At 47.4% G+C, this 22,745-nt stretch carries 26 protein-coding genes and 3 riboswitches; of the genes, 6 read left to right on the top strand and 20 right to left on the bottom strand.

Annotation, left to right across the window (positions count from 1 at the left end):
• Window position 1: 1 nt before the first annotated feature.
• The 3 genes from VJ374_RS02230 to VJ374_RS02240 all read right to left on the bottom strand — a co-directional run bounded on the left by VJ374_RS02230 (window position 2) and on the right by VJ374_RS02240 (window position 2,799).
• Window positions 2–601: an ArsR/SmtB family transcription factor gene (locus VJ374_RS02230; RefSeq protein WP_329470003.1), complete on the bottom strand. Its 600-nt coding sequence runs from the start codon at window positions 599–601 to the stop codon at window positions 2–4.
• Window positions 602–829: 228 nt separating this feature from the next.
• The gene (gene msrA, locus VJ374_RS02235) at window positions 830–1,360 is read right to left on the bottom strand and encodes a peptide-methionine (S)-S-oxide reductase MsrA (protein WP_056063762.1); all 531 of its coding nucleotides are present in this window, start codon (window positions 1,358–1,360) and stop codon (window positions 830–832) included.
• A 94-nt stretch (window positions 1,361–1,454) separates the two neighbouring features.
• Window positions 1,455–1,558: riboswitch (SAM riboswitch) on the bottom strand.
• Window positions 1,559–1,620: 62 nt separating this feature from the next.
• A complete protein-coding gene (locus tag VJ374_RS02240) occupies window positions 1,621–2,799 on the bottom strand; it encodes a M20 metallopeptidase family protein (protein ID WP_329470006.1) in 1,179 nt (392 codons plus the stop codon).
• 77 nt (window positions 2,800–2,876) lie between these two features.
• Here VJ374_RS02240 and VJ374_RS02245 point away from each other — a divergent pair, with 77 nt between their 5' ends.
• Window positions 2,877–3,170: a putative quinol monooxygenase gene (locus tag VJ374_RS02245; RefSeq protein ID WP_035411012.1), complete on the top strand. Its 294-nt coding sequence runs from the start codon at window positions 2,877–2,879 to the stop codon at window positions 3,168–3,170.
• Window positions 3,171–3,225: 55 nt separating this feature from the next.
• Here VJ374_RS02245 and VJ374_RS02250 read toward each other — a convergent pair whose 3' ends face one another.
• Entirely contained in the window at window positions 3,226–5,781 is a 2,556-nt protein-coding gene (locus tag VJ374_RS02250) for an SH3 domain-containing C40 family peptidase (protein WP_329470007.1), read from the bottom strand.
• Between the two features lie 141 nt (window positions 5,782–5,922).
• A complete protein-coding gene (locus tag VJ374_RS02255) occupies window positions 5,923–6,477 on the bottom strand; it encodes a GNAT family N-acetyltransferase (RefSeq protein ID WP_035411009.1) in 555 nt (184 codons plus the stop codon).
• Window positions 6,478–6,746: 269 nt separating this feature from the next.
• Here VJ374_RS02255 and VJ374_RS02260 point away from each other — a divergent pair, with 269 nt between their 5' ends.
• The 3 genes from VJ374_RS02260 to VJ374_RS02270 all read left to right on the top strand — a co-directional run bounded on the left by VJ374_RS02260 (window position 6,747) and on the right by VJ374_RS02270 (window position 8,262).
• Window positions 6,747–7,076: a DMT family transporter gene (locus tag VJ374_RS02260; protein WP_035411006.1), complete on the top strand. Its 330-nt coding sequence runs from the start codon at window positions 6,747–6,749 to the stop codon at window positions 7,074–7,076.
• Window positions 7,073–7,390 (top strand): DMT family transporter, encoded by a 318-nt coding sequence (locus VJ374_RS02265; protein WP_035411003.1) that lies wholly within the window; start codon window positions 7,073–7,075, stop codon window positions 7,388–7,390. The genes VJ374_RS02260 and VJ374_RS02265 overlap by 4 nt, the downstream gene beginning before the upstream one ends.
• A gap of 128 nt (window positions 7,391–7,518) precedes the next feature.
• Window positions 7,519–8,262: a general stress protein gene (locus tag VJ374_RS02270; protein ID WP_056063752.1), complete on the top strand. Its 744-nt coding sequence runs from the start codon at window positions 7,519–7,521 to the stop codon at window positions 8,260–8,262.
• A gap of 111 nt (window positions 8,263–8,373) precedes the next feature.
• Here the strand turns inward: VJ374_RS02270 and VJ374_RS02275 are convergent, their stop codons facing one another.
• Entirely contained in the window at window positions 8,374–9,189 is an 816-nt protein-coding gene (locus tag VJ374_RS02275) for an aldo/keto reductase (RefSeq protein ID WP_329470010.1), read from the bottom strand.
• 132 nt (window positions 9,190–9,321) lie between these two features.
• Between VJ374_RS02275 and VJ374_RS02280 the strand changes: the two genes are divergently transcribed.
• Window positions 9,322–10,347 (top strand): iron-containing alcohol dehydrogenase family protein, encoded by a 1,026-nt coding sequence (locus tag VJ374_RS02280; protein WP_329470011.1) that lies wholly within the window; start codon window positions 9,322–9,324, stop codon window positions 10,345–10,347.
• Window positions 10,348–10,395: 48 nt separating this feature from the next.
• Here the strand turns inward: VJ374_RS02280 and VJ374_RS02285 are convergent, their stop codons facing one another.
• The 8 genes from VJ374_RS02285 to VJ374_RS02320 all read right to left on the bottom strand — a co-directional run bounded on the left by VJ374_RS02285 (window position 10,396) and on the right by VJ374_RS02320 (window position 16,922).
• The gene (locus VJ374_RS02285; RefSeq protein WP_290747937.1) at window positions 10,396–11,358 is read right to left on the bottom strand and encodes an EAL domain-containing protein; all 963 of its coding nucleotides are present in this window, start codon (window positions 11,356–11,358) and stop codon (window positions 10,396–10,398) included.
• A gap of 176 nt (window positions 11,359–11,534) precedes the next feature.
• Entirely contained in the window at window positions 11,535–11,798 is a 264-nt protein-coding gene (locus tag VJ374_RS02290; RefSeq protein WP_035410989.1) for a DUF1294 domain-containing protein, read from the bottom strand.
• A gap of 17 nt (window positions 11,799–11,815) precedes the next feature.
• Window positions 11,816–12,556 (bottom strand): TPM domain-containing protein, encoded by a 741-nt coding sequence (locus VJ374_RS02295; protein WP_035410986.1) that lies wholly within the window; start codon window positions 12,554–12,556, stop codon window positions 11,816–11,818.
• Window positions 12,553–13,146 carry a LemA family protein gene (locus VJ374_RS02300; protein ID WP_029340715.1) on the bottom strand — a complete coding sequence of 198 codons (594 nt, stop codon included), beginning with the start codon at window positions 13,144–13,146 and terminating at the stop codon, window positions 12,553–12,555. Before VJ374_RS02300 ends, VJ374_RS02295 begins: the two co-directional genes overlap by 4 nt.
• 108 nt (window positions 13,147–13,254) lie before the next feature.
• Window positions 13,255–14,091 (bottom strand): undecaprenyl-diphosphate phosphatase, encoded by an 837-nt coding sequence (locus VJ374_RS02305; protein ID WP_035410984.1) that lies wholly within the window; start codon window positions 14,089–14,091, stop codon window positions 13,255–13,257.
• Between the two features lie 331 nt (window positions 14,092–14,422).
• The gene (locus tag VJ374_RS02310) at window positions 14,423–15,235 is read right to left on the bottom strand and encodes a ZIP family metal transporter (protein WP_023467025.1); all 813 of its coding nucleotides are present in this window, start codon (window positions 15,233–15,235) and stop codon (window positions 14,423–14,425) included.
• Window positions 15,236–15,286: 51 nt separating this feature from the next.
• Window positions 15,287–15,616 (bottom strand): YolD-like family protein, encoded by a 330-nt coding sequence (locus VJ374_RS02315; protein WP_056063735.1) that lies wholly within the window; start codon window positions 15,614–15,616, stop codon window positions 15,287–15,289.
• Window positions 15,600–16,922 carry a Y-family DNA polymerase gene (locus VJ374_RS02320; RefSeq protein ID WP_035410978.1) on the bottom strand — a complete coding sequence of 441 codons (1,323 nt, stop codon included), beginning with the start codon at window positions 16,920–16,922 and terminating at the stop codon, window positions 15,600–15,602. Before VJ374_RS02320 ends, VJ374_RS02315 begins: the two co-directional genes overlap by 17 nt.
• Window positions 16,923–17,098: 176 nt before the next feature.
• Between VJ374_RS02320 and VJ374_RS02325 the strand changes: the two genes are divergently transcribed.
• Complete coding sequence (locus VJ374_RS02325) at window positions 17,099–17,737, top strand: pentapeptide repeat-containing protein (RefSeq protein WP_035410976.1); 639 nt, start codon at window positions 17,099–17,101, stop codon at window positions 17,735–17,737.
• A gap of 48 nt (window positions 17,738–17,785) precedes the next feature.
• Here the strand turns inward: VJ374_RS02325 and VJ374_RS02330 are convergent, their stop codons facing one another.
• The 6 genes from VJ374_RS02330 to VJ374_RS02355 form a co-directional block, all read right to left on the bottom strand.
• Window positions 17,786–18,541 (bottom strand): MBL fold metallo-hydrolase, encoded by a 756-nt coding sequence (locus tag VJ374_RS02330; RefSeq protein ID WP_056063727.1) that lies wholly within the window; start codon window positions 18,539–18,541, stop codon window positions 17,786–17,788.
• A 60-nt stretch (window positions 18,542–18,601) separates the two neighbouring features.
• Window positions 18,602–19,090: an arsinothricin resistance N-acetyltransferase ArsN1 family A gene (locus tag VJ374_RS02335; protein ID WP_056063724.1), complete on the bottom strand. Its 489-nt coding sequence runs from the start codon at window positions 19,088–19,090 to the stop codon at window positions 18,602–18,604.
• A gap of 125 nt (window positions 19,091–19,215) precedes the next feature.
• On the bottom strand, window positions 19,216–19,752 hold the full coding sequence (locus VJ374_RS02340; RefSeq protein ID WP_035410968.1) for a 1,2-dihydroxy-3-keto-5-methylthiopentene dioxygenase: 537 nt from the start codon (window positions 19,750–19,752) through the stop codon (window positions 19,216–19,218).
• A 16-nt stretch (window positions 19,753–19,768) separates the two neighbouring features.
• Window positions 19,769–20,389, bottom strand: coding sequence for a methylthioribulose 1-phosphate dehydratase (locus VJ374_RS02345; protein WP_329470018.1), 621 nt, complete (start codon window positions 20,387–20,389; stop codon window positions 19,769–19,771).
• Window positions 20,386–21,045 carry a 2-hydroxy-3-keto-5-methylthiopentenyl-1-phosphate phosphatase gene (locus tag VJ374_RS02350; protein ID WP_035410962.1) on the bottom strand — a complete coding sequence of 220 codons (660 nt, stop codon included), beginning with the start codon at window positions 21,043–21,045 and terminating at the stop codon, window positions 20,386–20,388. The genes VJ374_RS02345 and VJ374_RS02350 overlap by 4 nt, the downstream gene beginning before the upstream one ends.
• On the bottom strand, window positions 21,042–22,232 hold the full coding sequence (locus VJ374_RS02355; protein WP_329470021.1) for a 2,3-diketo-5-methylthiopentyl-1-phosphate enolase: 1,191 nt from the start codon (window positions 22,230–22,232) through the stop codon (window positions 21,042–21,044). The genes VJ374_RS02350 and VJ374_RS02355 overlap by 4 nt, the downstream gene beginning before the upstream one ends.
• A gap of 70 nt (window positions 22,233–22,302) precedes the next feature.
• Window positions 22,303–22,404, bottom strand: a riboswitch (SAM riboswitch).
• 206 nt (window positions 22,405–22,610) lie between these two features.
• A riboswitch (SAM riboswitch) is annotated at window positions 22,611–22,714 on the top strand.
• Window positions 22,715–22,745 lie beyond the last annotated feature (31 nt).

Here is a 22,745-nt window from a genome sequence, read left to right on the forward strand (position 1 = left end):
TTTAGACGTCGTCATTCTCAAATAGTGGTTCATCAATTGCAAAGGCAGTCGTCATGATATAGAAGTGTTTTTTATCTTCTTCGTCTAGTGAAGGGGACCGTGTGAACTCGTCCAATAGAGCACGATATTTTGTAGCAAAGCGTTGAAAGTCGGCTTCAGACATCGTCAGTTCCTTTTGAAGTGATAAGCTCATCCAGTCCTCGACGTTCGAAGATGAAGGAGAAAAAGTAGCTGTCGGTGCCGTAAGAACGCGTGTCTTTGCCCGGTCCAGTACTTCAAGATACGATTGCCGAGTCGCTTCTTTCGTCTCGATGAAGTTCAGAAGATGATCAGCAGGAATGTATCCTCGGGCAATCGCTTGATAGTATTTCAATAGATTGCCGCCTTGTTCTTCTGTTCGAACGAGGCGAATCAAGTCATGCTTTTCAAGTTCCCGTACGTGATAAAGGACCTTTGCGCGCGATAACGTTAGCAAATGAGCCAACTGATGCACCGTATGCGGTTTTTCGACGAGAAACATGAGAATTTTTGTTCGCAATGGATCACTGATCACTTTTAACTGTTCATAGTTCTCTAATATATGAATCGCTTTTTGTTCCATTCAATCATCTCCTTTTTAACCGGTTAATTTTTATTAACCGTAAAGCAAAAGCTTCTTTTTGTAAACGATTACAAATTTATGTAAGGGTAACGGCAAAGGATAAAGCAGTTGGTTTACATACAAAAAACTGACTTCATTGACATCTCGATCCTCCACCTTCTACTAGAAAGTACGGGAAAAACGAGATGTTTGAAATCAGTCTCAGCTACTGTATGTGGTTCGAGGCGGTTAGACCGTCGTCGTATCTTTCCATTCCTGTTCGATGAAGGCATCACGACCAGAAGCAGCACGATCTTTTTTGTAGTGTTCTGGATTTTTCTTATGGAAGTCTTGGTGGTACTCTTCCGCTGGATAAAATTCAGAAGCAGCATCGATCCGCGTCACGATTGGCTGTTTGAAACGGTTGCTTGCAGCAAGAGCGTCACGAGAAGTAATCGCAGCTTCATGCTGCGCATCCGTATGATAGAAGATTGCTGGCGCGTACTGCGTACCGCGATCTTGGAATTGACCTTCTGCATCCGTCGGATCCGTTTGGGGCCAGTAGAGTTCAAGTAAACGCTCGTACGGGAACAGGCTCGGATCAAACGTGATTTGGACGACCTCGAGGTGTCCCGTCGTTCCTGTTTTGACTTGCTCGTATGTCGGGTTATCGACGTGTCCGCCCATGTAACCTGATACGATTCCCTCGATTCCTGGTAATTCTTCAAATGGTGTCACCATGCACCAAAAACATCCACCTGCAAATGTTGCTTTTTCCATCTGTCTCTTCCTCTCCGTGGGAAATCCCCATTGTATGTCTGACAGCGAGAAAACGAAAACGACTCCTTCGCTTGGTTGCAAAAGGAGTCGCCGCTTTTTATCAACCAAAGCTTTCGCTTTGCTGGTCGTAGCACCTTGCTATGCGCAGGTTGCTGGGACGTCATCGATCCAGATCTCTCGGTCCACTCTTGATAAGGGTATATGAAGTTGATGTCATTCGTTATCATTGTTGTGATGATACCATTCACAAAGAAATAAAGTCAATCCTTAGAATTTAAGGCACGTAAAACGGTTGCTCCAAGTGTCTTCGCACCGATCAACAACGCTTGTTCATTGATCTCGTACTGTGGATGGTGCTGCGGATAGTTGACGCGACCGTCCGTATAGCCAGAGCCGGTAAAGAAATAACTACCCGGGACGTGTGTTAAGTAATGTGCGAAGTCGTCCGCCGCCATCATTGGTGTGAGTGCCATGACGGATGCTTCCGGTAAGAAAGCAGCAGCTTCCTGAACGAGTTTTGTCTCATCCGGGTGATTCCAGAGCGCCGGGTAACCAGTCGTGAAGTCAATCGAATACGAAGCACCGATGCCGGCACACGTCGTCTTAGCGACAAGATCGACTTCTTGCCGGAGCTGATGCCGAAGTGTCTCATTGAACGTTCGGATTTCCCCGACAATGCGTGCCTCACCCGTAACGATATTTGGTGCTGTTCCTGCATGGAAAGAACCGATTGCGAGAACAGCCGGCTCAAACGGATCAACCCGTCGACTAACGAGATGTTGTAAGTTGCAGACGAGTTGCGCTCCAGCGACGAGAGCATCTTTTGTTTTATGCGGTGCCTGGGCATGCCCACCTTGACCATGGACGATGATTTCGAATTCGTCGATCGCACACAATGTATGTCCTTCCCGGAATCCGATCGTGCCAACCGGTAAATCATTTTCGAGATGTGTCGCGAAAATTGCATCGACCCCTTCGAGGACGCCGGCTTCGATCATTTGGATTGCTCCACCGGGAAAGACCTCTTCTCCATGCTGGTGGATGATCCGAATCGTTCCTTGCAATTGATCGCGTAACGGATAGAGTGTAGCAGCAAGGGCCATCACGATCGCCGTATGACCATCGTGTCCACATGCATGCATGACACCGGGATGGATCGACCGGAAGGCAAGCGTCGTCTCTTCTTGAAGTGGTAAAGCATCAAAATCGGCACGGACCGCAATCGTCGGACCAGGCTGTTTGCCTTCGATCGTCGCGACGACACCACGACCTCCGACGGCTGTTTGATGAGGAATGCCCTGTTCTGCGTAAAAGGCGGCAATCCGTTCTGGTGTGCGGACTTCCTGGAAAGAGAGTTCCGGGTGTCGATGAAAATCGCGACGTAACGCGATCATTGTCGGTTCGAATTGTTCGAGTGCTTCAAAAAGTTGAGTTTGCATGTTCAAGCTCCTTTAACGTGTGTCTTTTCGCGAAAATGGGTACAGATACAGGTAATCACGAAAGGGGATAATGTAACATGGGAGAAATCGTCGTCAATGCTGTACTTACAATCAAAGCTGGACTTGCGGATCAAGTCTTCCCGATTTTACAAACGGTTTATCATGCTTCACAAAAAGAAGAAGGATGCTTACGTTATTCCTTGCACCAATCGATCGAGGATGAGCATCAATTCATGTTGTATGAAGTGTATCGGGACGAAGAAGCGCTTGAAGCGCATATCGCATCCGACCACTATAAAGCCTACCGTGAACAGATCGAATTATACTTGATGGACCGACAAGTGGCGAAATACGTCGAGATGACTTTCTGACGTGTTGCGATAAGAAGAGACGAACCCGTCGAAACCGACGGATTCGTCTTTTTTATTACATCGATTTAAAGCCGAGGAAATGCTCCTGCCAACGCGGTTCATAGATTGAATTGATTTGCAGCTGTGAACCACCCGCATGGATGAAGTGTTCGTTATCAAGCATGATTCCAATATGCGATGGACCGTCTGTATAGGTGTTCTGGAAGAAGACGATATCTGAGCGTTTACCACTTGAGATGCTCGTCCGGCGATTCGTGAAGAACGCACCATACCAGTAGCCACGAACGTTCGTCCGACCACCGTATTTTCCAGCTTGGTTCGTCGCATAGTGAATCAGTCCGGAACAGTCGAAGCCACCGTTTACGGCATTTTGCGAACCCCATGTGTAGGGTGTTCCGATATGCTGGACGGCTGCTTGGATCAGCTTTTCACCACGCGTATTATTCTTTTTGACGACTCGTTTATCCGACGTGATCGTCACGGCGGATACCGGAAGATAGACAGGTGTCCAACCTGATTGGATGACATAGAAATTTCCGACCCGGTGACGCGGATAGACGCGTTTGCCTTGTTCAACAAGTCCACTGCCTTTTGGGCTCGTCGGACTTGCGAAAAAGGATGTCGTCTGTTTGACGGTATAGATTTTCGCCCGGTCGATCGCTTTTTGTGCCAGGCTCATATCGGGTTTACTCGTGCTGATATAAGGGTTGAGGACATAACCGGTTTGACCACTGACTAAGCGGACTTGCCAAAAGTCATCATCAATCGATTTCAAACCGACTAATTTCGTCCCTTTCTTCAAATAAGCGGCCGGACGACTGTAAGCGACGTCGGCAGAGAAGAGGGGAGTTTGATCTAGATGAACATAAAACGTCGTCCCTTTTTTTGCTTTTGCCATCGGTTTGTTCAGTCCGATACGACTCGAATCGACGAAACCAAAGGTATTTTTGTATTTGACACGTGTATAATAACCGCTTTTTCCGTAGATCGAGATCGAGGCACCTTTTTTTAATGTACCGATTTTTTTACCCGACAGTTTTGCCTGCGACCGGATGACGACGTCGTCTTCTGTCACGTAACGTTGACCAGAGACATCATACAGATCCGGCTTTTTTGTCACGAGATCCGTCGTCTTGACGTAACCGTAGATCGATCCTTTTTTCAAGCGTGTGTAACTACCGCTCGTTCCGTAAATCGTCAATTGATCAGCCCGTTTAACAGTATAGACTGTTTTACTGCTCGTCGAAGCCGACGTATAAACAGACAAGTTGCGTTTCGCGTATCGTGTCCCGGTTGATGCATAGACTTTTCCAGTACCGAGATCAGCTGTCTTGACGTAAGCATGAATCCCACGGAAGATGATTCGACTATAGGCACCGTTCGTCCCGTAAACGGTCAGTAAAGTATTCGTTTGATGTTGCTTTAAGATAGGACTTGAAGATTTGGCATCCGAATAGATGGGTGTAGCGCGCTGAACATAGAGGCGTGCGGTCTTCGGATAGTACTTTAATGTCCCAAGATGTGCCGTCAACACATAGGCGTAATCGTCGTTTCGTTTGATTCGTGTAAACGAACCCTCGATTCCGTACGTCTGAAGCGAGGTATTTACAGAAATCGATTGAAGGACTTTCCCTTTCGTAGTCGCAGTAGCATAGACTGTCGTCTGCTGTTGGACGTAACGCACCCCTGTTTCCGGATGGTTCACGATTGGCGTATCTGCTAAATCAGTCGTCAATACGAAAGCGTAACCCGTTTTAGTCGCCACACGCGTAAAAGTACCCGTCGTACCAAACGTTTCGAATGCTTGATTTTGAACGATGGCTGTCTTTGTACTCGTCGTCTTCGGCTCAACGAAAAGTGAAGTTGTTCGTTTAACATAACGCAGTCCTGTTTCCGGATAATTTTCGACCGGCGCATCTGCTAAATCAGTCGTCAATACGAAGGCATAACCTGTTTCAGTCGCCACGCGCGTAAAGGTACCCACCGTACCGAATGTCTCGAATGATTGATTTTGAGTGACGGCTGTCTTCGTACTCGTCGTCTTCGGCTCAACGAAAAGGGAAGTTGCTCGTTTGACGTACTGTGTTCCAACCAATTTCGGAAGTTGCTCGAGTTGTGTCGTAGGTACGTAGACGTATTGCTCTTTCCATTTCAGGCGTGTGAACGTGTCAAAAGTGCCGTATGTATCGATTCGCTGATAAGCGGGAAGTGTCGTCACGACGGTGGAGTCAAAAGGTGAAGCGACTAATGAGAGTGGACTTTTCGAAGTCAACGTTGCTTGTTTTTGGAAGACAGGCGCTGTTTGCGTTAACGCACTTGTTGCGACATAAGCAATTCCTTCTTGCCAACTGACACGAGTGAAGTCACCGTCCGTATCGAGCGTCTTGAATGTCATTCCTGCTGGTAGTTGTTGGATGACAGCGGTAGAGTCAGCTGTTTGTAGCAATGCGGTATTCTCTTTCAAATAAGCCGTTCCTGTCGTTTCTGTGACTGTTTGTACTTCTGCCGTCGGTTGAGCAGGTGGCGATTCAGCGAAAGCAGGTGCGGGTAGAACCGAGCTCAACATCAATGTTGCAGCGAGTCCAGCAACATGAGCAGTCCATTTTTTCATCAAGAGGTTCACTCCAATTCTTAAAATTTGTCATTAGGAATAGTGTAGCATGCGCTTGTTTAAAAATTGATGAAAATCAAAAAAATAGGAGATTGGGCATAAAAAAACGGTATGCCGAAGCACACCGTTTGAAGTCATATTTTAGTCATCGTCCTCATGATCGACTTGCCATTCCCAGTCGAGCATGCCGTAAATTAAAGAGTCGCGCCAGTGGTCTTCTAAATAGACCGTCTCGCGAAGCTGTCCTTCCTTTGTCATACCGACTTTTTGTAAGACACGTTCAGAAGCGACGTTCCGTGGATCACATGTCGCTGTGATTCGGTGTAATTCTAGTTTTTCAAAACCGAATTGAAGAAGGAAAGAGGCAATTGACGTCGCGTACCCATTTCCCCATTCATCGGGTGAGAGGACATATCCGATTTCGGCGATTTTATGTTCCACGTCTGTAATGACGAGTTCACCGGCACCGATGACGACGTCACTTGGAAACGTCACGGCAAAGACATAACGACGTCTTGGTGTCTCGAGTTCACTTTCTAGTGCATCGTGCAGGAATTGTTTCGTATCGGTCTCGGAATTCGGTCCCCACGACTGAAATTGGCTGACGATGGGTTGTGACGCATAGGCGTGGACCGCTTCTACATCTTCCGGTGTAAAACGACGAATCCGAAGTTGGTCATTGATTTTATAACGCATGCAGCATCCTCCTCTTTCAGATGAAGTCACTTTAATTCTATTAGACAAATCGAAGACGAATTCCTGTTTGACACGGGAAAAAGGGCGTGCTAGGGTGGACGTATCGAATGAAATAGGCAGTATCCTCTAGGGTTCCGTACGGCTGGACCGAGGGAGGAACATGGACGTTTGTCCATGCAACGGAGGGATAAAAGCCCGGGAGTAAAGCGAATCGTCTCGCTTGCTCCCGGGCTTTTTCATTTGAAATCATCTATTAGGAGGCAATTACTATGGCAAAGTATTGGATCGGGATCATTATCGCAGCGTGTTTTGAAGTCGGTTGGGTCATCGGGTTAAAACATGCGGCAACACCATTCGAATGGGGAGCGACAGTCATCTGTATCATCGTTAGCTTCACCGTATTGATTAAAGCAAGTAACCATTTACCGGTCGGAACGGTCTATGCTGTCTTCGTTGGTCTCGGGACGGCAGGGACGGTCTTGACGGACATCGTGTTGTTCGATCAAGCGGCTTCCGTGATGAAATTAGCATTGATCGCTGTCTTACTCGTTGGCGTCATCGGTCTAAAATTAGTCAGTGGAGAGGAGAAATCAGCATGAGTTGGGTGTATTTAGTCATTGCCGGAATCTTTGAGATGTTTGGTGTCGTCTTGATCAATACATTTAATCAAAATAAGAATGCGAAGAATCTACTGTTGATGGGAACAGGGTTCGGACTCAGTTTTCTATTCTTGACGCTTGCAATGAATGGCTTACCGATGGGAACAGCGTACGCGGTCTGGACAGGAATTGGAGCAGCGGGCGGAGCGATTCTCAGCATGGTGCTTTATAACGAATCAAAAGACTGGAAACGGCTCGTCTGTATCGGTCTTGTCTTAAGTGCGACGATCGGTTTAAAACTTGTCGGCGAATGACCGTTTACATGTCAAACAGATGACGTTTTAACGGAACGCATATTTTTTGGCATATTTTAATGCAAAAGAGGAAATACTCCTTATAGAAGCTACGCATGACAAATCGTGTTAATAAGGGGAGAACATCCATGAAAACGAAACAATATATCGGAACGTTCTATTCAGAAGACGAATTGATCTCAAAAATGGACGAACTACACATTCAAGGACATCGGGAAGAAGACTTTTACGTGATCGTCAAGGAGAAGTCGAATATCGCACTCGTCCGTAGCCAGATGGACGCAGAAATCGCGACAACAAAACCGTCTTGGATGGACCGGATTCGTGGGAACAAAGGTCGTGATCAAGAAGTCGATGATCTGTTCGAGTCACTTGATCTATCAGATAATGAAATCGAACAACGAAAAACGGAAGTCGAAGGTGGGGGCTTTGTTCTGTTACTTGAAGTCCAAGACATCCAGTTCGATCCACATTTAAATACAGACAACACACATCCTGATGTAAAAGTCCGTTATGGTAGTGGAGAAGAAACGCATACGTCATCAGACGCTAATTCTAACGCACAGCTTGGCTCAGGTAATTCGCTTGACGTTGATAAGGATTCAAAGGAAGAGCACGCGGAGATTGATTTGCATCGCGCAGGTACCGATAAGATGCCGCAAGACGAGCAAGCAATCGATCATTCGAAAAAGCTCGATGGAAACCGAGAACCGAATATTGCGATGCGTCGGGATGATGATTTCCGGCGTCCAGAAACAGAATACGAGGAAAAAGAACAGGATGCAACGCAAGACGGTGAAGAACATCGTCAATCCAAACATCAATCGAATGACATTGCCAAGCAAGACCATGGAAATAATTTAGACCGCTAAAATAATAGAATGGAATCACACGTCAGGGTCATAATCGAAGAAGGTACCTTTCGGATAAAATCTGAAAAGTACCTTCTTTTTGTATGGAGATAAAACGAGAATCGTCTCGTTTTATTTATCATCCGGATTTGATCCTGTACGCACATTAGCGTTCAATTGATCAATCGCTTGCATATCAGTGTCTGACAAGCTGAAGTCGAAGACATCGAGATTTTCGCGAATCCGGCTTGGTGTGACGGATTTCGGAATCGCGACGATGTCATGTTGCAAGTGCCAACGGAGAACGACTTGAGCAGGTGTTTTCTGATGACGGTCGGCGATATCGACGATGATCGGATGCGTCAACGCATCGCGTCCTTTCATCAACGGACTCCATGCTTCGACGACGATACCTTGCTTGCGGCAAAAGTCTCGAATCGCTTCTTGGCTAAGAAACGGATGGAGTTCAATCTGATTGACGGCAGGAACAACCGATCCTTCGGCTAAAATTCGTTCCAAGTGAGGAATATGGAAGTTCGAGACACCGATGGCACGCGTCTTCCCTTCTGCATAGAGATGCTCGAGCGCTCGCCATGTCTCGACATAGCGATCTTCTTTAGGCATTGGCCAATGAATCAGATACAAATCAACATAATCAACGCCGAGCTTTTGCAGACTCGTCTCAAAAGCGGCAAGTGTCTCTTCATAGCCATGATCGGAATTCCAGACTTTCGTCGTCAGAAAGATCTCTTCCCGGGGAATACCCGAGTCACGCAGAGCACGACCGACGCCTTCTTCGTTCTCATAAATCATCGCCGTATCGATTGAGCGATACCCGGCGCGAAGCGCTTCGCTGACCGCTTCATATACTTCTTCTTCCGGTACTTTAAAAACACCATATCCGAGTTGGGGCATACTGATACCGTTATTTAACGTGATCTGTTGCATCGATTCATCGACTCCTTTATAGTAAATTCTTTTCTTGTCTAGTGTACGCGCTCCTCCTATAAAAATCGAATGATTGCCGAAGCGCGTTCTTTTGCGTATACTGAGCGATAACAAATATTAGGAGGCGATTCTGTGATTCGACAAGCTGTTTTACAATACATACATGAGGAACATGCACTCGATCAACTCGAAGAAATAATAGGTAACCGTTCGGCAGTCTTGATTCATGGACGTCAAGCCTACGAAGCAGCTGCTTTTGCTTTACCGGATGTTCCCCGCTTTTTATTTGAAGGGCATTGTACGGATCAACAGGTGGCATTCTTCAAACAAGTATGTGCTCCGTATGATGTGATTCTCGCACTCGGAGGGGGGAGTGTCATCGATACGGCAAAACAGGTCGCGTTTCAATTACAACGTCCTGTCATCGTCATTCCGACGATTGTCTCGAACTGTGCCCCGTGGACTCCGCTCAGTGTCATGTATAACGAACAGGGACAGTATATTCGATTTGACACGTTTCCTGTCGTGATTGAAGCTCTTTTACTCGATCATCGTATCATCGCAACGAGTCCGTATGATTATTTTGTCGCCGGACTCGTCGATACGCTAGCAAAATGGTATGAAGCACGTGCCTTGAGTGGGTCTACAGCAAGCGATCCCGTCATCGAGACGGCACTCCGGACAGCTGAGCGATGCAAGGACCTCATTTTGTCGACGAATGTGACAGAAAAACGTTTTCGTGAATATCCAGCTGAAATCCAATACCTCGTCGAGACCGTCATTCCATTAGCTGGAAGCATTGGAGGTTTTGGTGATGCGGCGACACGCGGTGCAGTCGGACACGCGGTACATAACGCATTGTCTCCTTATCCAGAAACACATACGTTCTTACATGGGAGTAAGGTCGGTTACGGGTTACTCGTCCAAGAGAAGCTGCTCGGACATGATGATGATTATATAGAGTTGCGTGACTACCTTCTTGCACAAGAGCAGCCAACGACCCTCACTGATTTCGGAGTTTCGCTCAACATTGTCGAAGCACTTGCTTTTCAAACATCGAAAGAGGAGCTGTGCCGTCTGTTGCGTCCAATCGTATCAGCAGAACAACTAGTCGATGCCATCACACAGAACGAGACAGTTTCCGTTTCGACTTCTTAACCTAAAAATACGCACATGTTCCGAATCAGACGGTCCATGTGCGTATTTTTATTGTGCTTTCGCCAAATGAGCGTAAGGAGTGGGACGACCGAGTAGGTATCCTTGACCAAGATCAAAGCCGAGTTCGCGGCAAAAATCGAGTTCTTCTTGACGTTCGATGCCTTCAGCTAAGATTTGAATCCCCATTTCTCGCGTTAGATAACGGGCTTTTCGTAAGAACGCTTCGTTCTCTGAGTTCGTATCGCAGTGATCGATGAAGGAACGATCGATCTTAATATAATCCGGTTGAAGCAAGGACAACATATCAAGTGTTGAGAAACCAGCGCCGACATCGTCTAGTGCCACTTGAATGCCTTGCTTTTTATACTGTTCGAAGACGTGTTTCAAATGGTTGACGTCTTCAATTTTTTCCGTTTCGACGACTTCGAAGACAAGCCGACTTGGATCAACTTGATAACGCTCAACGATTTCAAACGTATGGCGCAGGCAGTACTCCGGATTATAGATCGTCGAAGGGAGAAAGTTGATGAACGTTTTTGTTGTGCCACCGATATGATGTGTCGCGCGAATCGCTTCTTCGCGCGCCCGTTGATCAAGCCGAGAATGAAGCCCCATCTTCGATGCTGTTGAGAATAGGACACCTGGTGAGATAGGAGTGTTGTCATCTGCTGCTCGCAGTAATGCTTCATTCGCAACGAGTACATTTTGTTGAATATCATAAATCGGTTGCAAATGGCTCGTCATGACACCGTGTTGGATAAAATCAATTGCTGACCGATGCTTTAGTTGTTCTAGAAGTGCTGAAGCTAGAATGGGTGCTGTCACATAACGCGATTGTGTGGCGCGACAGGATACCGAATAATCCGCTACACGCAAGAGCGATGTTAGTAACTGTTCGAGTTGTTCGAACGATTGATAGGAATAGATTTCTGGTGTTGGTGATTGGATATGGAGTGCTCCAGCTTCGACGAAACGGATTGATGTCGTACATTCGGCGCAAGGATGCCACATAAAAGATGTCCACCTCTCGATACATCAAAAGATGTATTTATTAAATTGGTTAAACTCTTTACCCTGAGAGAAAAAGAAATTAAACCTATTTTTCATAATCATTGACCTCATATAAAAAAGAGAAGGGAACGACGGATGCATTTCCGTACGTTCTCTTCTCTATCGGTCACATGATTTCATTGTGAAGTGTAAAATATCCAGAAAGCGAGATGCAACACAGCTGCAAGTGGCACCAACCATTGAAATTTCGCTTTCCGTGTCTTGTGCCGGACTGTATACATACCGATCCAAGAACCAAGCGCACCACCGAGAAAAGCAATCGTCAATAGTGTCGCTTCCGGTGTCCGGTAAGCATGTTGTCGTGCTCGACGTTTATCCTGCCACATCGAGCCAAATCCGATGAGTGTCAGGAGGATGTAATAGCCTAAGATAATCCTCATGAAAACCGACTCCTTTTCTAACGTTCGGCACCACCGCCGCCGGAACTTCCGCCACCACCACGACTACCGCCGTTTCCACCACCGCCACCGCGCATGATTGCGGAAAAAATGTTCAAAATCGCAAAGAAGAACATACCGCCAGTGAACTTCATATCGAGGAACAATAAGATCAGTAATCCGGCACCGATCAGAATCTTCGTCCACAGCGGAAGCCCACCATCATTTTGAGATTTCGGAGGGTCTTGCGACTCAAGCGACTGATCTTTTGAAATGACACTGACGACAGCTTTGTATGTTTCACTTGCTGCTTTTCCATACTGACCATTCTCTTTATAAGGAACCGCGTATTGATCGAGGATACGACCGGCCGTGATATCGGTCAGAACCCCTTCGAGTTTATAACCGACCTCGATCCGAAATTGGCGATTCTTTTCGTTCGGAGCGACGACGACGAGTACACCATTGTCTTTTCCTTTTTGACCGATTCCTTGTCGCCGGAATGTTTCATTGGCGTAAGAACTTAAGTCCTGTCCTTTTAGATCGGGAACCGTCTTTAGCACGACTTGCGCCGTCGTGTACTGTTCGAGTTCCTGACCGAGTTGCGCGAGTTCGGCTTCTTCCGACGGTGTGAGCAACTGAGCATCATCTTGAATGAAAAAGGCTGCTCCCGTTCGTTCTGAAACGGCACTAGCCGTCGGAACGAAGAGGAAGAAGACGAGGAACGCGCTCAACAGAAGTCGCGTCCACCGCCGAATCATTTCGAATCACTGTTAAAGTCGACAGTCGGATTTTCTCGGTCGCTGTCTGAAATTTCGTAATACGGCTTTTTCTCAAATCCGAATGCAGAGGCATAGAGTGCTGTTGGGAAGCTCCGACGTTTTTTGTTATAAAGCGTCACGGCATCGTTGTAATCCTTGCGGGCGATCCCGAGACGATTTTCTGTTCCTTCCAGCGTATCCATCAATGATTGGAATCGTTCGCTTGATTTTAGTTCCGGATAAGTGGTTTGCAAAGCAATCAATCCACGAAGCGAAGACGTGACTTGTTGATCGGCTTCAATCCGTTGTTCGGTTGACGCGGCGCGCGCAAGACCAGCTTGAGCTTCAGCGACTTTGCCGTATACTTTTTCTTCTTGACCCGCGACACCTTTGACCGTTTCGACGAGGTTCGGAATTAAATCCGCACGACGCTTGATCTGGTTATCGACTTGCGACCATTTATTCGATACATCTTCTTCTACATTGACGAGGCTGTTGTATTGGCCGATTGCTAAAAACGCAATCACGACGACGACAACGACTCCGATGATTAATGGGAGTTTTGATCGACTCCGACTTCTGCGTGCCATATGGCGTTCACTCCTTTAAGTATGTCTCATCCCTATATACCCTTAACCGAATGAATTAGTTTCAAAAAAAATAAAAAACCGTCAGCTAAAATAGCTAACGGTTAGAATTTACATGTAGACGATGACAGCAAGAACAGCTGCTAAGACAAGACGGTAGATTGCGAACGGGACGAGTTTGATCTTGTTGATCAGCTTCAAGAAGAAACGAATCGATAAGAGGGCAAACACGAACGATGCGATAAATCCGACGGCATAGAAACCGAAATCACTCGCATGAATGTTATCCCAGTTCTTAACGAGTGAGAGGAAACTGGCACCGAACATGATCGGTACGGCCATGATGAACGTGAAGTCAGCTGCCGTCCGGTGATTCATGCCGAGGAAGACCCCTCCTGAAATCGTTGAACCAGAACGGGAGAAGCCAGGCCAAAGGGAAATACATTGGAACAGACCGACGAATGCTGCTTGGCGATATGTAATCTGATCAAGCGATGTCGTTTTCGGTTCCTTTGGTCCGAGTTTGTCGGCTGCAATCATCAAGAGGGCACCGACCGCAAGACCGATGATGACTGTTTCAATCGAGAAGAGGTTCTCATCGATGAAGTCTTCGAATAACAATCCGAGAATAGCAGCAGGTAATAGACCGATCAAAACGTGACGTAGTTTTAACTTGTGTGTACCTGTCGCATCGTGTTCTCCTTCAATTTTATACAGACCAATCAAACTGAAGAGACGTTTCCAAAAGACGACGATGACCGCAAGGATTGATCCGAGCTGGATGACGACCTTAAAGGTGTTCGCTGAGTATTTACCGAGAAATTCGGTTGTTTGTAACCACATGTCATCAACGATGATCATATGACCTGTTGAAGAGACAGGTGCGAATTCCGTCATTCCTTCGACGAAACCGAGTAAAAGAGCTTTCAAGAGTTCAATGATATGCATGGTAATCTCCTTCTATAATGATGTGCTATGTAAAAACATATCATGTTTTATTCTTGTGAGATAGAACCAATCGGAATATCGGGCGCAGGTCTGAGGGAACGTGACCAATCTGATCCGTGAAGACGCACTTCGATCATAGAAAGCAAGAGAGACGAAATACTTAGGACAGCAACGCAAACTTCAAGACGAAGTTTGTGTGTAGGACGGCATCTTGAATAAAATCCTCCGCTTATCACACAAGGTCAGGACAACTTCAAATTGAATAATGATTCGAATGGGAATAGATAAACGAGCAGTGGAGGATTCAATCCACTGCTCGTTGCTTTTGAGCTCAACCTAAAGCGACATCGAGAATCATCATGACCGTGAAACCGACCATTAGACCAAGTGTCGCTAAATCGGATCCGTTCTCTGCTTGTGATTCCGGAATCAATTCTTCGACGACGACGAAAATCATCGCACCAGCAGCAAACGATAACGCATATGGTAGAAGTGGTTGAACGAAGAAGACAGCCGCCGCACCGACCATCGCGGCAATCGGTTCAACGATTGCTGACAATTGACCGTAATGAAAGGCACGCCGGCGCGACATCCCTTCACCGCGTAACGGAATCGATAACGCAGCACCTTCGGGCATGTTTTGAATGCCAATCCCGAGTGCGAGTGTCAAAGCCCCGGCGACGGTCGCTCCGTCCATATTCAAGGCAGCGGCACCAAAAGCGACACCGATCGCAAGACCTTCCGGAATGTTATGCAACGTGATCGCAAGAAACAGCAACGTCGTTTTCTTAAGTCCTGTTGAAGGACCTTCAGCTGTTTCAAGTGGTGCGGATAAGTGCAAATGCGGTGTGACGAAGTCAAGGAGACGGACGAAAAATCCACCCGCAAGGAATCCAATTGCAGCAGGAATCCACGCGATGCCACCGTCCTGCTCCGTGAATTCGATCGCTGGGGCGAGCAAAGACCAGAATGAAGCGGCGATCATGACACCGGCTGCAAAACCAAGCATCATGTTCATGACGCGTTTTTCAATCGTTGTAAAGACGAAAACGAGTGCCGCACCAAGTGCGGTTAATCCCCAAGTCATCATACCGGCAAGTAATGCTTGCACGACGACGGGGAGGGAAGTGAACCAATCCAACATAACTATTCCTTCTTTCCGGGCACGATTTGAAGCGGCTATCTGTATGAAAGCTTACCCGTTTTCGATCCGAACGATTCGTGTGAAGGAGATTTCTACTGCAACACGACCACGCAGAAAGAGAACAGAACGTTCAGGCTCTAGCCGTTCAACAAAACCGACGACCGTCACGTAGCTACTTTCCTTATAATACGTGATTTCGAGTTCGTTTCCTTCTATTAAAGCCTCTTGAAGTAGAAAGTGCCACGATTCTTGCAGTTGTTCATCGATTTCAGGCAAGTCGAGCTGATGCATTTGGACATAATACTCCCGGAGCAATTGCAAGTGCTCCGGCATGAGAAAAGGGATCCACTTTAAATTCCCTCGATCACGATACGCTGTCATGAAGATCACCTCCTGGATGACCGCCAACGAAACGAAGCCGCCGTTTGGCGACGCTCGTATCGAGAAACGAGACAGCGAGACGAATCGTTCCTTTCCCGTAGCGGAGGTTAACGATGTCCATTGCTTTTAATAACCGCCGCCGCTTCCAGAGTCGCGTATTATCCTCGAACAAGGATAACTGTAAGGTGCCTTGATCGGCAGTTAGATGTCCCACTGCGACAGATAAAAAACGAACGGGTTCCCCGTCAAGCCAATTCGGTTCGAATAATTGTAAGACATGACGCAGAATGATTCGCTCATCGGATGTCGGATAAGGCAACCGGACTTGACGCGAGAAGCCACTTCGGACGACGTTTCGAGAATAGCGGACACCGATATGAACAGTCCAACCAACTTGATTCGAAAAGCGGCAACGTGCCGCAACATCCTGCACGAGTTCGTTGAGCACATTCCGGATACGTTCGAATTGATAATAGTCCTGCATCAAGGTCACACCGTGTCCAATCGTCCGTTGAGGGGCTTTCTCGAACAAATGGCGAGGGGCAAGCAGTGTCGGTGACGCGTCAAGACCCCAAGCGTGGTGCCATAGTTCGGCGCCGATGACACCGAAGCGTTCATGTAACTCTTCGACTGGGCGCATGGCAAGGTCACCAATCGTTTCAATCCCCATCATCTGCAGATGTTGTTCCATGCGGTGTCCGACTCCCCACATCTTCCGAATCGGAAAATCATGGAGACGTCGTGCGACATCAGCGTATCCACATTGTGCGATGCCTTCTTTTTTCCCGATTAAGTCAAGCGTCAGTTTCGCGATGACGTTATTTGGACCAATCCCGATGCGGACGTGAATGCCGGTCTGCTTCAGAATCGCTTCTTGAATCTTTTTGGCAGCTTGCAGATCGGAACCAAACAGGCGATCGGTTCCAGTCATGTCAATGAAACTTTCGTCAATCGAATAGACACGAATCGCTTCAGGTGGGGCAAATTGATGCAGGACATCTAAAACACGAATCGACGTTTTCATATAAGCGAGCATGCGCGGTTCGACGAGTTGAATCGTACGACGAATGGCGTAGGGTAATTGCTCGATTTCGTACAGTCGACCGGCTGTCTTGATTCCAAGCGCTTTTAAGGCGGGAGTAGCGGCGAGAATGACGGATCCGCTTCGTTTTAAATCGGAGACGACCGCAAGACGTGTCGTTAAGGGAGGGAGATTGCGATACTGGCATTCACAGCTGGCGTAGAAGGAAACACTGTCAACACAAAAAATACGTTTATTCTGTGGTAAAACGACGGAAGGAAACATTTGAATCACTCCTTTACATAAAAGAACATATGTTCTTATTTTGATTTTCTTTGACTATAGCATGGTCTCAAAGTGTCTCAAAATAAAAAACTGTTGAAAAAAGAGGGAATTCGAACGATTGACCCTTATGCAAAAGGAGTTTGATACACTAAAGGAGAGAAAAAGGGGGAATTTCTATGAAAGAGATCGTTATCCGTTTACCAGAATTACCGAAAACGCTTCAAGCAGAGACGTTCGATCAAGTCGAAATCGACGATCCATATCTGAAAGGAGCACGTTATGAAAAGGAGTCGATGCCTGTCGAACTGACGGAGCGTATCGATGCCTATCAAGTATGTTTTCAAAATGTCTCGTTCGCGAACCTCACCTTTGACCGCGGTTCGTTCGAAGATATTCGTTTCGAGCAATGTGACTTAACAGGATGTCACTTCCAAGAAACCCGTTTTCACCGCGTGTCTTTCGTCGGATGCCGGATGACGGGTGTTCAGTTTGAAGATTGTACGCTTGATCATCTGACGATCGAAGAAGGACTCGCAGACTATGCCCAGTTCATTCGTAGTACTGTCCGTCATCAGCATTGGAGTGAAACGACGATGAAAGAAGCACAGTTCTTCGAAGTGAAACCGACCCATTGGAAACTCGAAGCGGTCCGGCTTACTGATAGCCAATGGATTGAAACACCATTAAAAGGTCTTGATCTCCGGCAGACGGAACTCTCTGGTATCACAATCGATCCGCGATTTTTACCGGGCGCAGTCATTACGGAAGAACAAGCAGTCGCCTTCGCTCGATTATTAGGATTGGTCATTCCATGAAAAAAGTCTCTTTTCGATGAATTTCGAAAAGAGACTTTTGATTTGTTCTTAAAATGACATCGTTTCGCCATCTTCCGGAATGAGGAAATGGGCAGAGAGGTGGAAGGCAGCTAAAAAGTCAGCAATCATGTCGCGCCGCAGGAGACAGTGATTGACGGACTCGAGGTGCGAGACGATGATCGTTGCTTCCGCTGCTGCTTCGTGTACGGCAAGGAGATCACGCTGCGACATCGTGATCGGTTCTCCCGTCAGGAACTGGGCAGCCCCACTGTTGACGACGATGATATCTGGTGTATGTTGTTCAATCGCATGCGCGACCTCGTCACACCAGATCGTATCACCTGCGATATAAAGCGTCGGTTCGTCCGGATGCGTGAGGACAAGTCCGGAGACATGTCCCATTCGTTCACCGATTTCACCGACACCATGCTGTCCACCTGTTCGATGGACCTGGATATCACCGATCGTCACACCGGAATCGAAGGAAGAGACGTTCGTGAAGCCGGCTTCTCGGATTTGCCGTGCGTCTTCTTCTTGCTGCGCATAGAATGGCAAATGCTTGGGTAGAAATTGTTTTGCAGCATCATCGAAATGATCCGCGTGCAGATGCGTGACGAAGACAGCGTCAGGATCGAGCAGTGTCTTAACATCGACCGGTAAGTCGACGAGTGGATTGGCGACGGCATTCGGCGTTTGACCGAAAGGAGGTAAACTGCCTTTTTCGCCGAGAAACGGATCAATCAGTAAAACTTGATTGGCATACGTGACGACAAGCGTCGCATTACGAATTTGTTGAATATCCATTAGGTTCATCCTCTCTCAATGACTCGGATTGATTATTCCCCGTCTGGCATTCAATGAATCCTATCGTAAGCGTTTCTCCATCGCCATGACGTCGACGTATTCGCCGTTCAAGCGACCTTGTTCCTTAAATGTCCCAACAATCCGGAATCCGGAACGGATGTAGAGCTTTTGTCCGATTTTATTGAACGGGAAGGTAAAGAGAATCAGCTTATGCATCTGATGATCGCGCGCATGTTGTTCGGCAGTTTCTAACAACTGTGTCCCGATCCCTTGTCCGCGATGTGTTCGAGTAATGTAGACGGAAATCTCACCAACTGTCGCATAGACAGGACGCGGGTTATACGGATCAAGAGAAATGAAGCCGAGGACACCTGTCTCATCTTCTGCGACATATCCAGCGTAGCGATGCGTACGCTCTGCATACCACTGGGTCATGAACGATAAATCTTTTCGATCCGTCTCAAGCGTTGCGATTCGGTCTTCGATGCCTTCATTATAAATGGATAGAACGGCGGGTAAATCATGTTCCGTTACAGGACGAATATGCATGTTGCTCACTCCCCAATCGCTTTTCCCTCATTATATCTGTTACGTGTCGATGTAGTGATATGTTTGTGAGATAAGAAAAAGCGCCGATTCTCCTTATATAGAAGAAATCAACGCTTTTGTCGTTCTTAAGAGACCGTGGATGTCTCGTTCTCGTAAATTGGAACCCAGCCATCCGTCGTGACGAAAATTCGAACAGCGACGACTTTCCGATCCTCTTGGAGCGTAAAGTAGTGGCGTGTATTGACAGGAACAGAAATCAAATCACCAGGATTGAGTTCGATGTTATAGTAGCCGACTTCTTCGTCTTTGATCGCGAAGACGCCGTGACCGCTTACGATGAAACGGACTTCATCATCCGTGTGATGATGTTCTTTCTGGAAGTTGACGAGCAACTCGTCAAGGTTCGGTGTCGTATCCGAAAGTGAAATGATATCAGCTGTCTGATATCCACGACGTTCTGATACGTCTTTGATTTCTGGAGCGAACGTATCGAGAATCGTTTGTTTGTCGGCATCCGTCAGTGTGAAGTTCTCGACGAGAGGTGCTGGTAGTTTTGAGACGTCCCATTGTTCGTAAAGAACGCCGCGCGATGCGAGGAAGTCAGCGACTTCCGTTTGATCCGTATACCGTGTGTTTGTTTCTTGGAATAAGACTGTTGCCATGAGATGATTCCTCCTTTTAATAGATAGATTGACGGCATGATTGCAACGTCAACGTATAGTTGAATAAAAACTCGAAGGCTTCGAGGTGTTTCTTTGCTTCAAAGGCGATCGGTGCCCAGACCGTGATTCCGTGATTGCGAATCAGGACGGCACCGCTGTCCGCTGTGACATATGGCGCAAAAGCAGCAGCGAGTGTCGGGATGTCCGCGTGATTCGGAATGATCGGCACCGTGACCGTCGCATCTTCTTCCCAGTGACCGAGTGCCTTGATGATTTCTTGACCGGAGAAGGTGATACTTCCCTGATCGCCATATAACTCCGAAATCACATTGTTCGCAATCGTATGGACATGCAGGGAACATCCGGCGTTCGTTCGGTTGAACACTTCGACATGGAGCAATGTCTCAGCAGAAGGGCGCCCGGATTGCTCGCCGATCAATTGACCGGTCGCATCGACATGAACGAAGTCGTCAGGAGTCGTCTGCCGCTTATCTTTCCCACTTGCCGTCACAAGAAATTCAATCGGAATACCGGACGTCCGAATGGCGAGGTTACCACTCGTACCAGGGAACCAATCGCGCGCTGCAAGTTCTTGTTTGATGGCGCGTAGTTCTTCATACCGTCGCATGAATGTCATATCGTCACCTCCGATCGTGCTAAATCATGAACGATATCGTGGAACGTCTCAAAAGGTGTATAGGCGATATCATTTTCTTCACACAACGTGATCAGATAATCACGGGCATAGACACGATCCGCTTGTTTTGCGAGTTCGAAGTCCGTCACTGAGTCACCGATGACGATGATGACGTCATCGTCTTTGCATAATGTACGGGCAACGGATGTTTTACAACAGCCGCATCCATTCGTGCAATGGGCATCGCAGGCGTGTGGCCAATCGATGTGGACGAATGGACCACTGAAATCGGCAATGTTACAGTAAATCTGCTCTTGCTCGAGGAACGGTGCTAAGATCGGTTCGACGAAAAAGTCCATTCCACCGCTAACAATCGAAAAATGGATTCCTTGACGACGACTGTACTGAAGCAACTCCGAAAATCCTTCGCGAATGACAGCGCGCTCCATCAAGAAATCAAGATAGTCCGCTTTACCGTCGGACGGCAGAAGCGCGAACATCTGCCCGACACCACTTTGGATCGATAACGTCCGGTCGAGCACGCCACGTTTCAACGGTTCGAAGTCATTCACTGGCGCAAATACCTCCATGAGTGCAATGATGTTATCCTGCATCGTTACGGTACCGTCGAAGTCACAAAGAATTCGTAAGGTCATGACTTGATCCCCCAAGCGTCGAGCGCGACTCGTAATTCTTCATGTCGTGACGCAGCATTCGATAGGGATTCATTTGCGAGTGCCGCATCAAGTGCTTGACGAAAAGCGATAACACCAGCCGCAGCACCTTGCGGATGACCATGTACGCCACCACCAGCGTTGATGACGGAATCGATCCCGAAGTCGCGTACGAGTTGAGCAACGAGTCCTGGGTGAATACCGGCTGAAGGGACAGGGAAAATCGCTTTCGTCTGACCGAGGCGAGTCGCTTCAACCGCGATGCCGCGGGCGACGTCCTTCGGAAGAGCGACATTGCCGTAAGGTGACGGGAATAGTGTTAAGTCTGCACCAGCAACGCGCGGTAATGTGCCAAGTAAGACAGGCGCTGCAACACCGTGGTTCGGGCTAGCAATCAATGCACCGCTGTAAGCCGGATGATTGAAAATGGGAACGTTGATCTCCGGATCACTTGCCAATTCACGTAAGACGTCGAGTCCGTATGTGAAGGTATTCAACAAGAAAGCAGTTGCTCCAGCGTCAATCAATCGTTTGGCTTGATCCTTGAGCGTAAAGACGGGACCACTAAGTGTGATCGCATACAACGCACGTTTACCGGTCCGGTGGAAATGAGCATCGATAACCTCACGTCCTATCCGTGCCCGATCAATCGTCGGTGTCAACGGATTGTCATATAGGATCTCATCGTCCTTGACGAGATCGATCCCACCAGCAAGTTGTCCTTCGAGTTGATCACGAAGGAACGATAAATCGCGTCCGATGACCCCTTTGAAGATGCTCATTAACAGTGGACGATCTTCGACACCAATCAAGGAACGAACCCCTTGGATCCCGAACTTCGCACCTGGAAAATCCGACGTGAATGTATCGGGTAGTAGCAGTTCTGTTAATTTGATTTCACCGTCGAGTGAGAGTTTCCCGAAGACGGTCGTCAAGATCGCAGAAAAGTCGCGCGATACATTGTGTTCCGGGTAACGAATCGTGATATAGCCTTTCCCGTCGCGCTCTTCCGTATGTACGACTTCTCCTTTGAATGAGGCGAGTTGTTGTTGCTCAAGATGATTCAGCTCCGTCCAGGAACCAACCGTCAGACCAAGCGCGAGTTGTTCGGCGCGTTGCTCCAGTCGATCGCGGGCGGTCAATTGATAAGTAGCTGTGATGTAAGCCATGTCTTTCCTCCTTCAATAAAAAAATGGTCTCTTGTCAGCGACAAGAGACCATGAATGATTCGAACGTGGACTCTTATCTGTCAGCTTAGTAGCTGCAAGAATTAGCACCGTGCCAAAAGGTCGGTTGCTGCGACATCGTAGGGCTTGTCCCTCCGTCTGCTCTTGATAAGAATTGGATGAAATTGTGAAATCTAATTGCAATTTTTACATGAGAGTCACGACTTGTCAAACTATTTTTAGAAAATTTATTTTTTTTGAAAATACTCTTTCTATATATGGAGCGAAAACGATATCCGTTTCTGCTTGATTTCGATTTGACAGCAGGGAAGAGGATTGCGTAAGATTCAAATCAATATCACACACGACAACTACATACGACTCTTATCGCGAGTTGGCAGAGGGAATTGGCCCGATGACGCCGCAGCAACCGACCACTTGGCACGGTGCTACATCCAACAGACGTTTCGTCTGAGAGATAAGAGGACGCAGTGACTTTCCTGCGCCTCTTTTCGA

It is taken from the genome of Exiguobacterium sp. 9-2 (assembly GCF_036287235.1).
Taxonomy (GTDB): Bacteria; Bacillota; Bacilli; order Exiguobacteriales; family Exiguobacteriaceae; genus Exiguobacterium_A.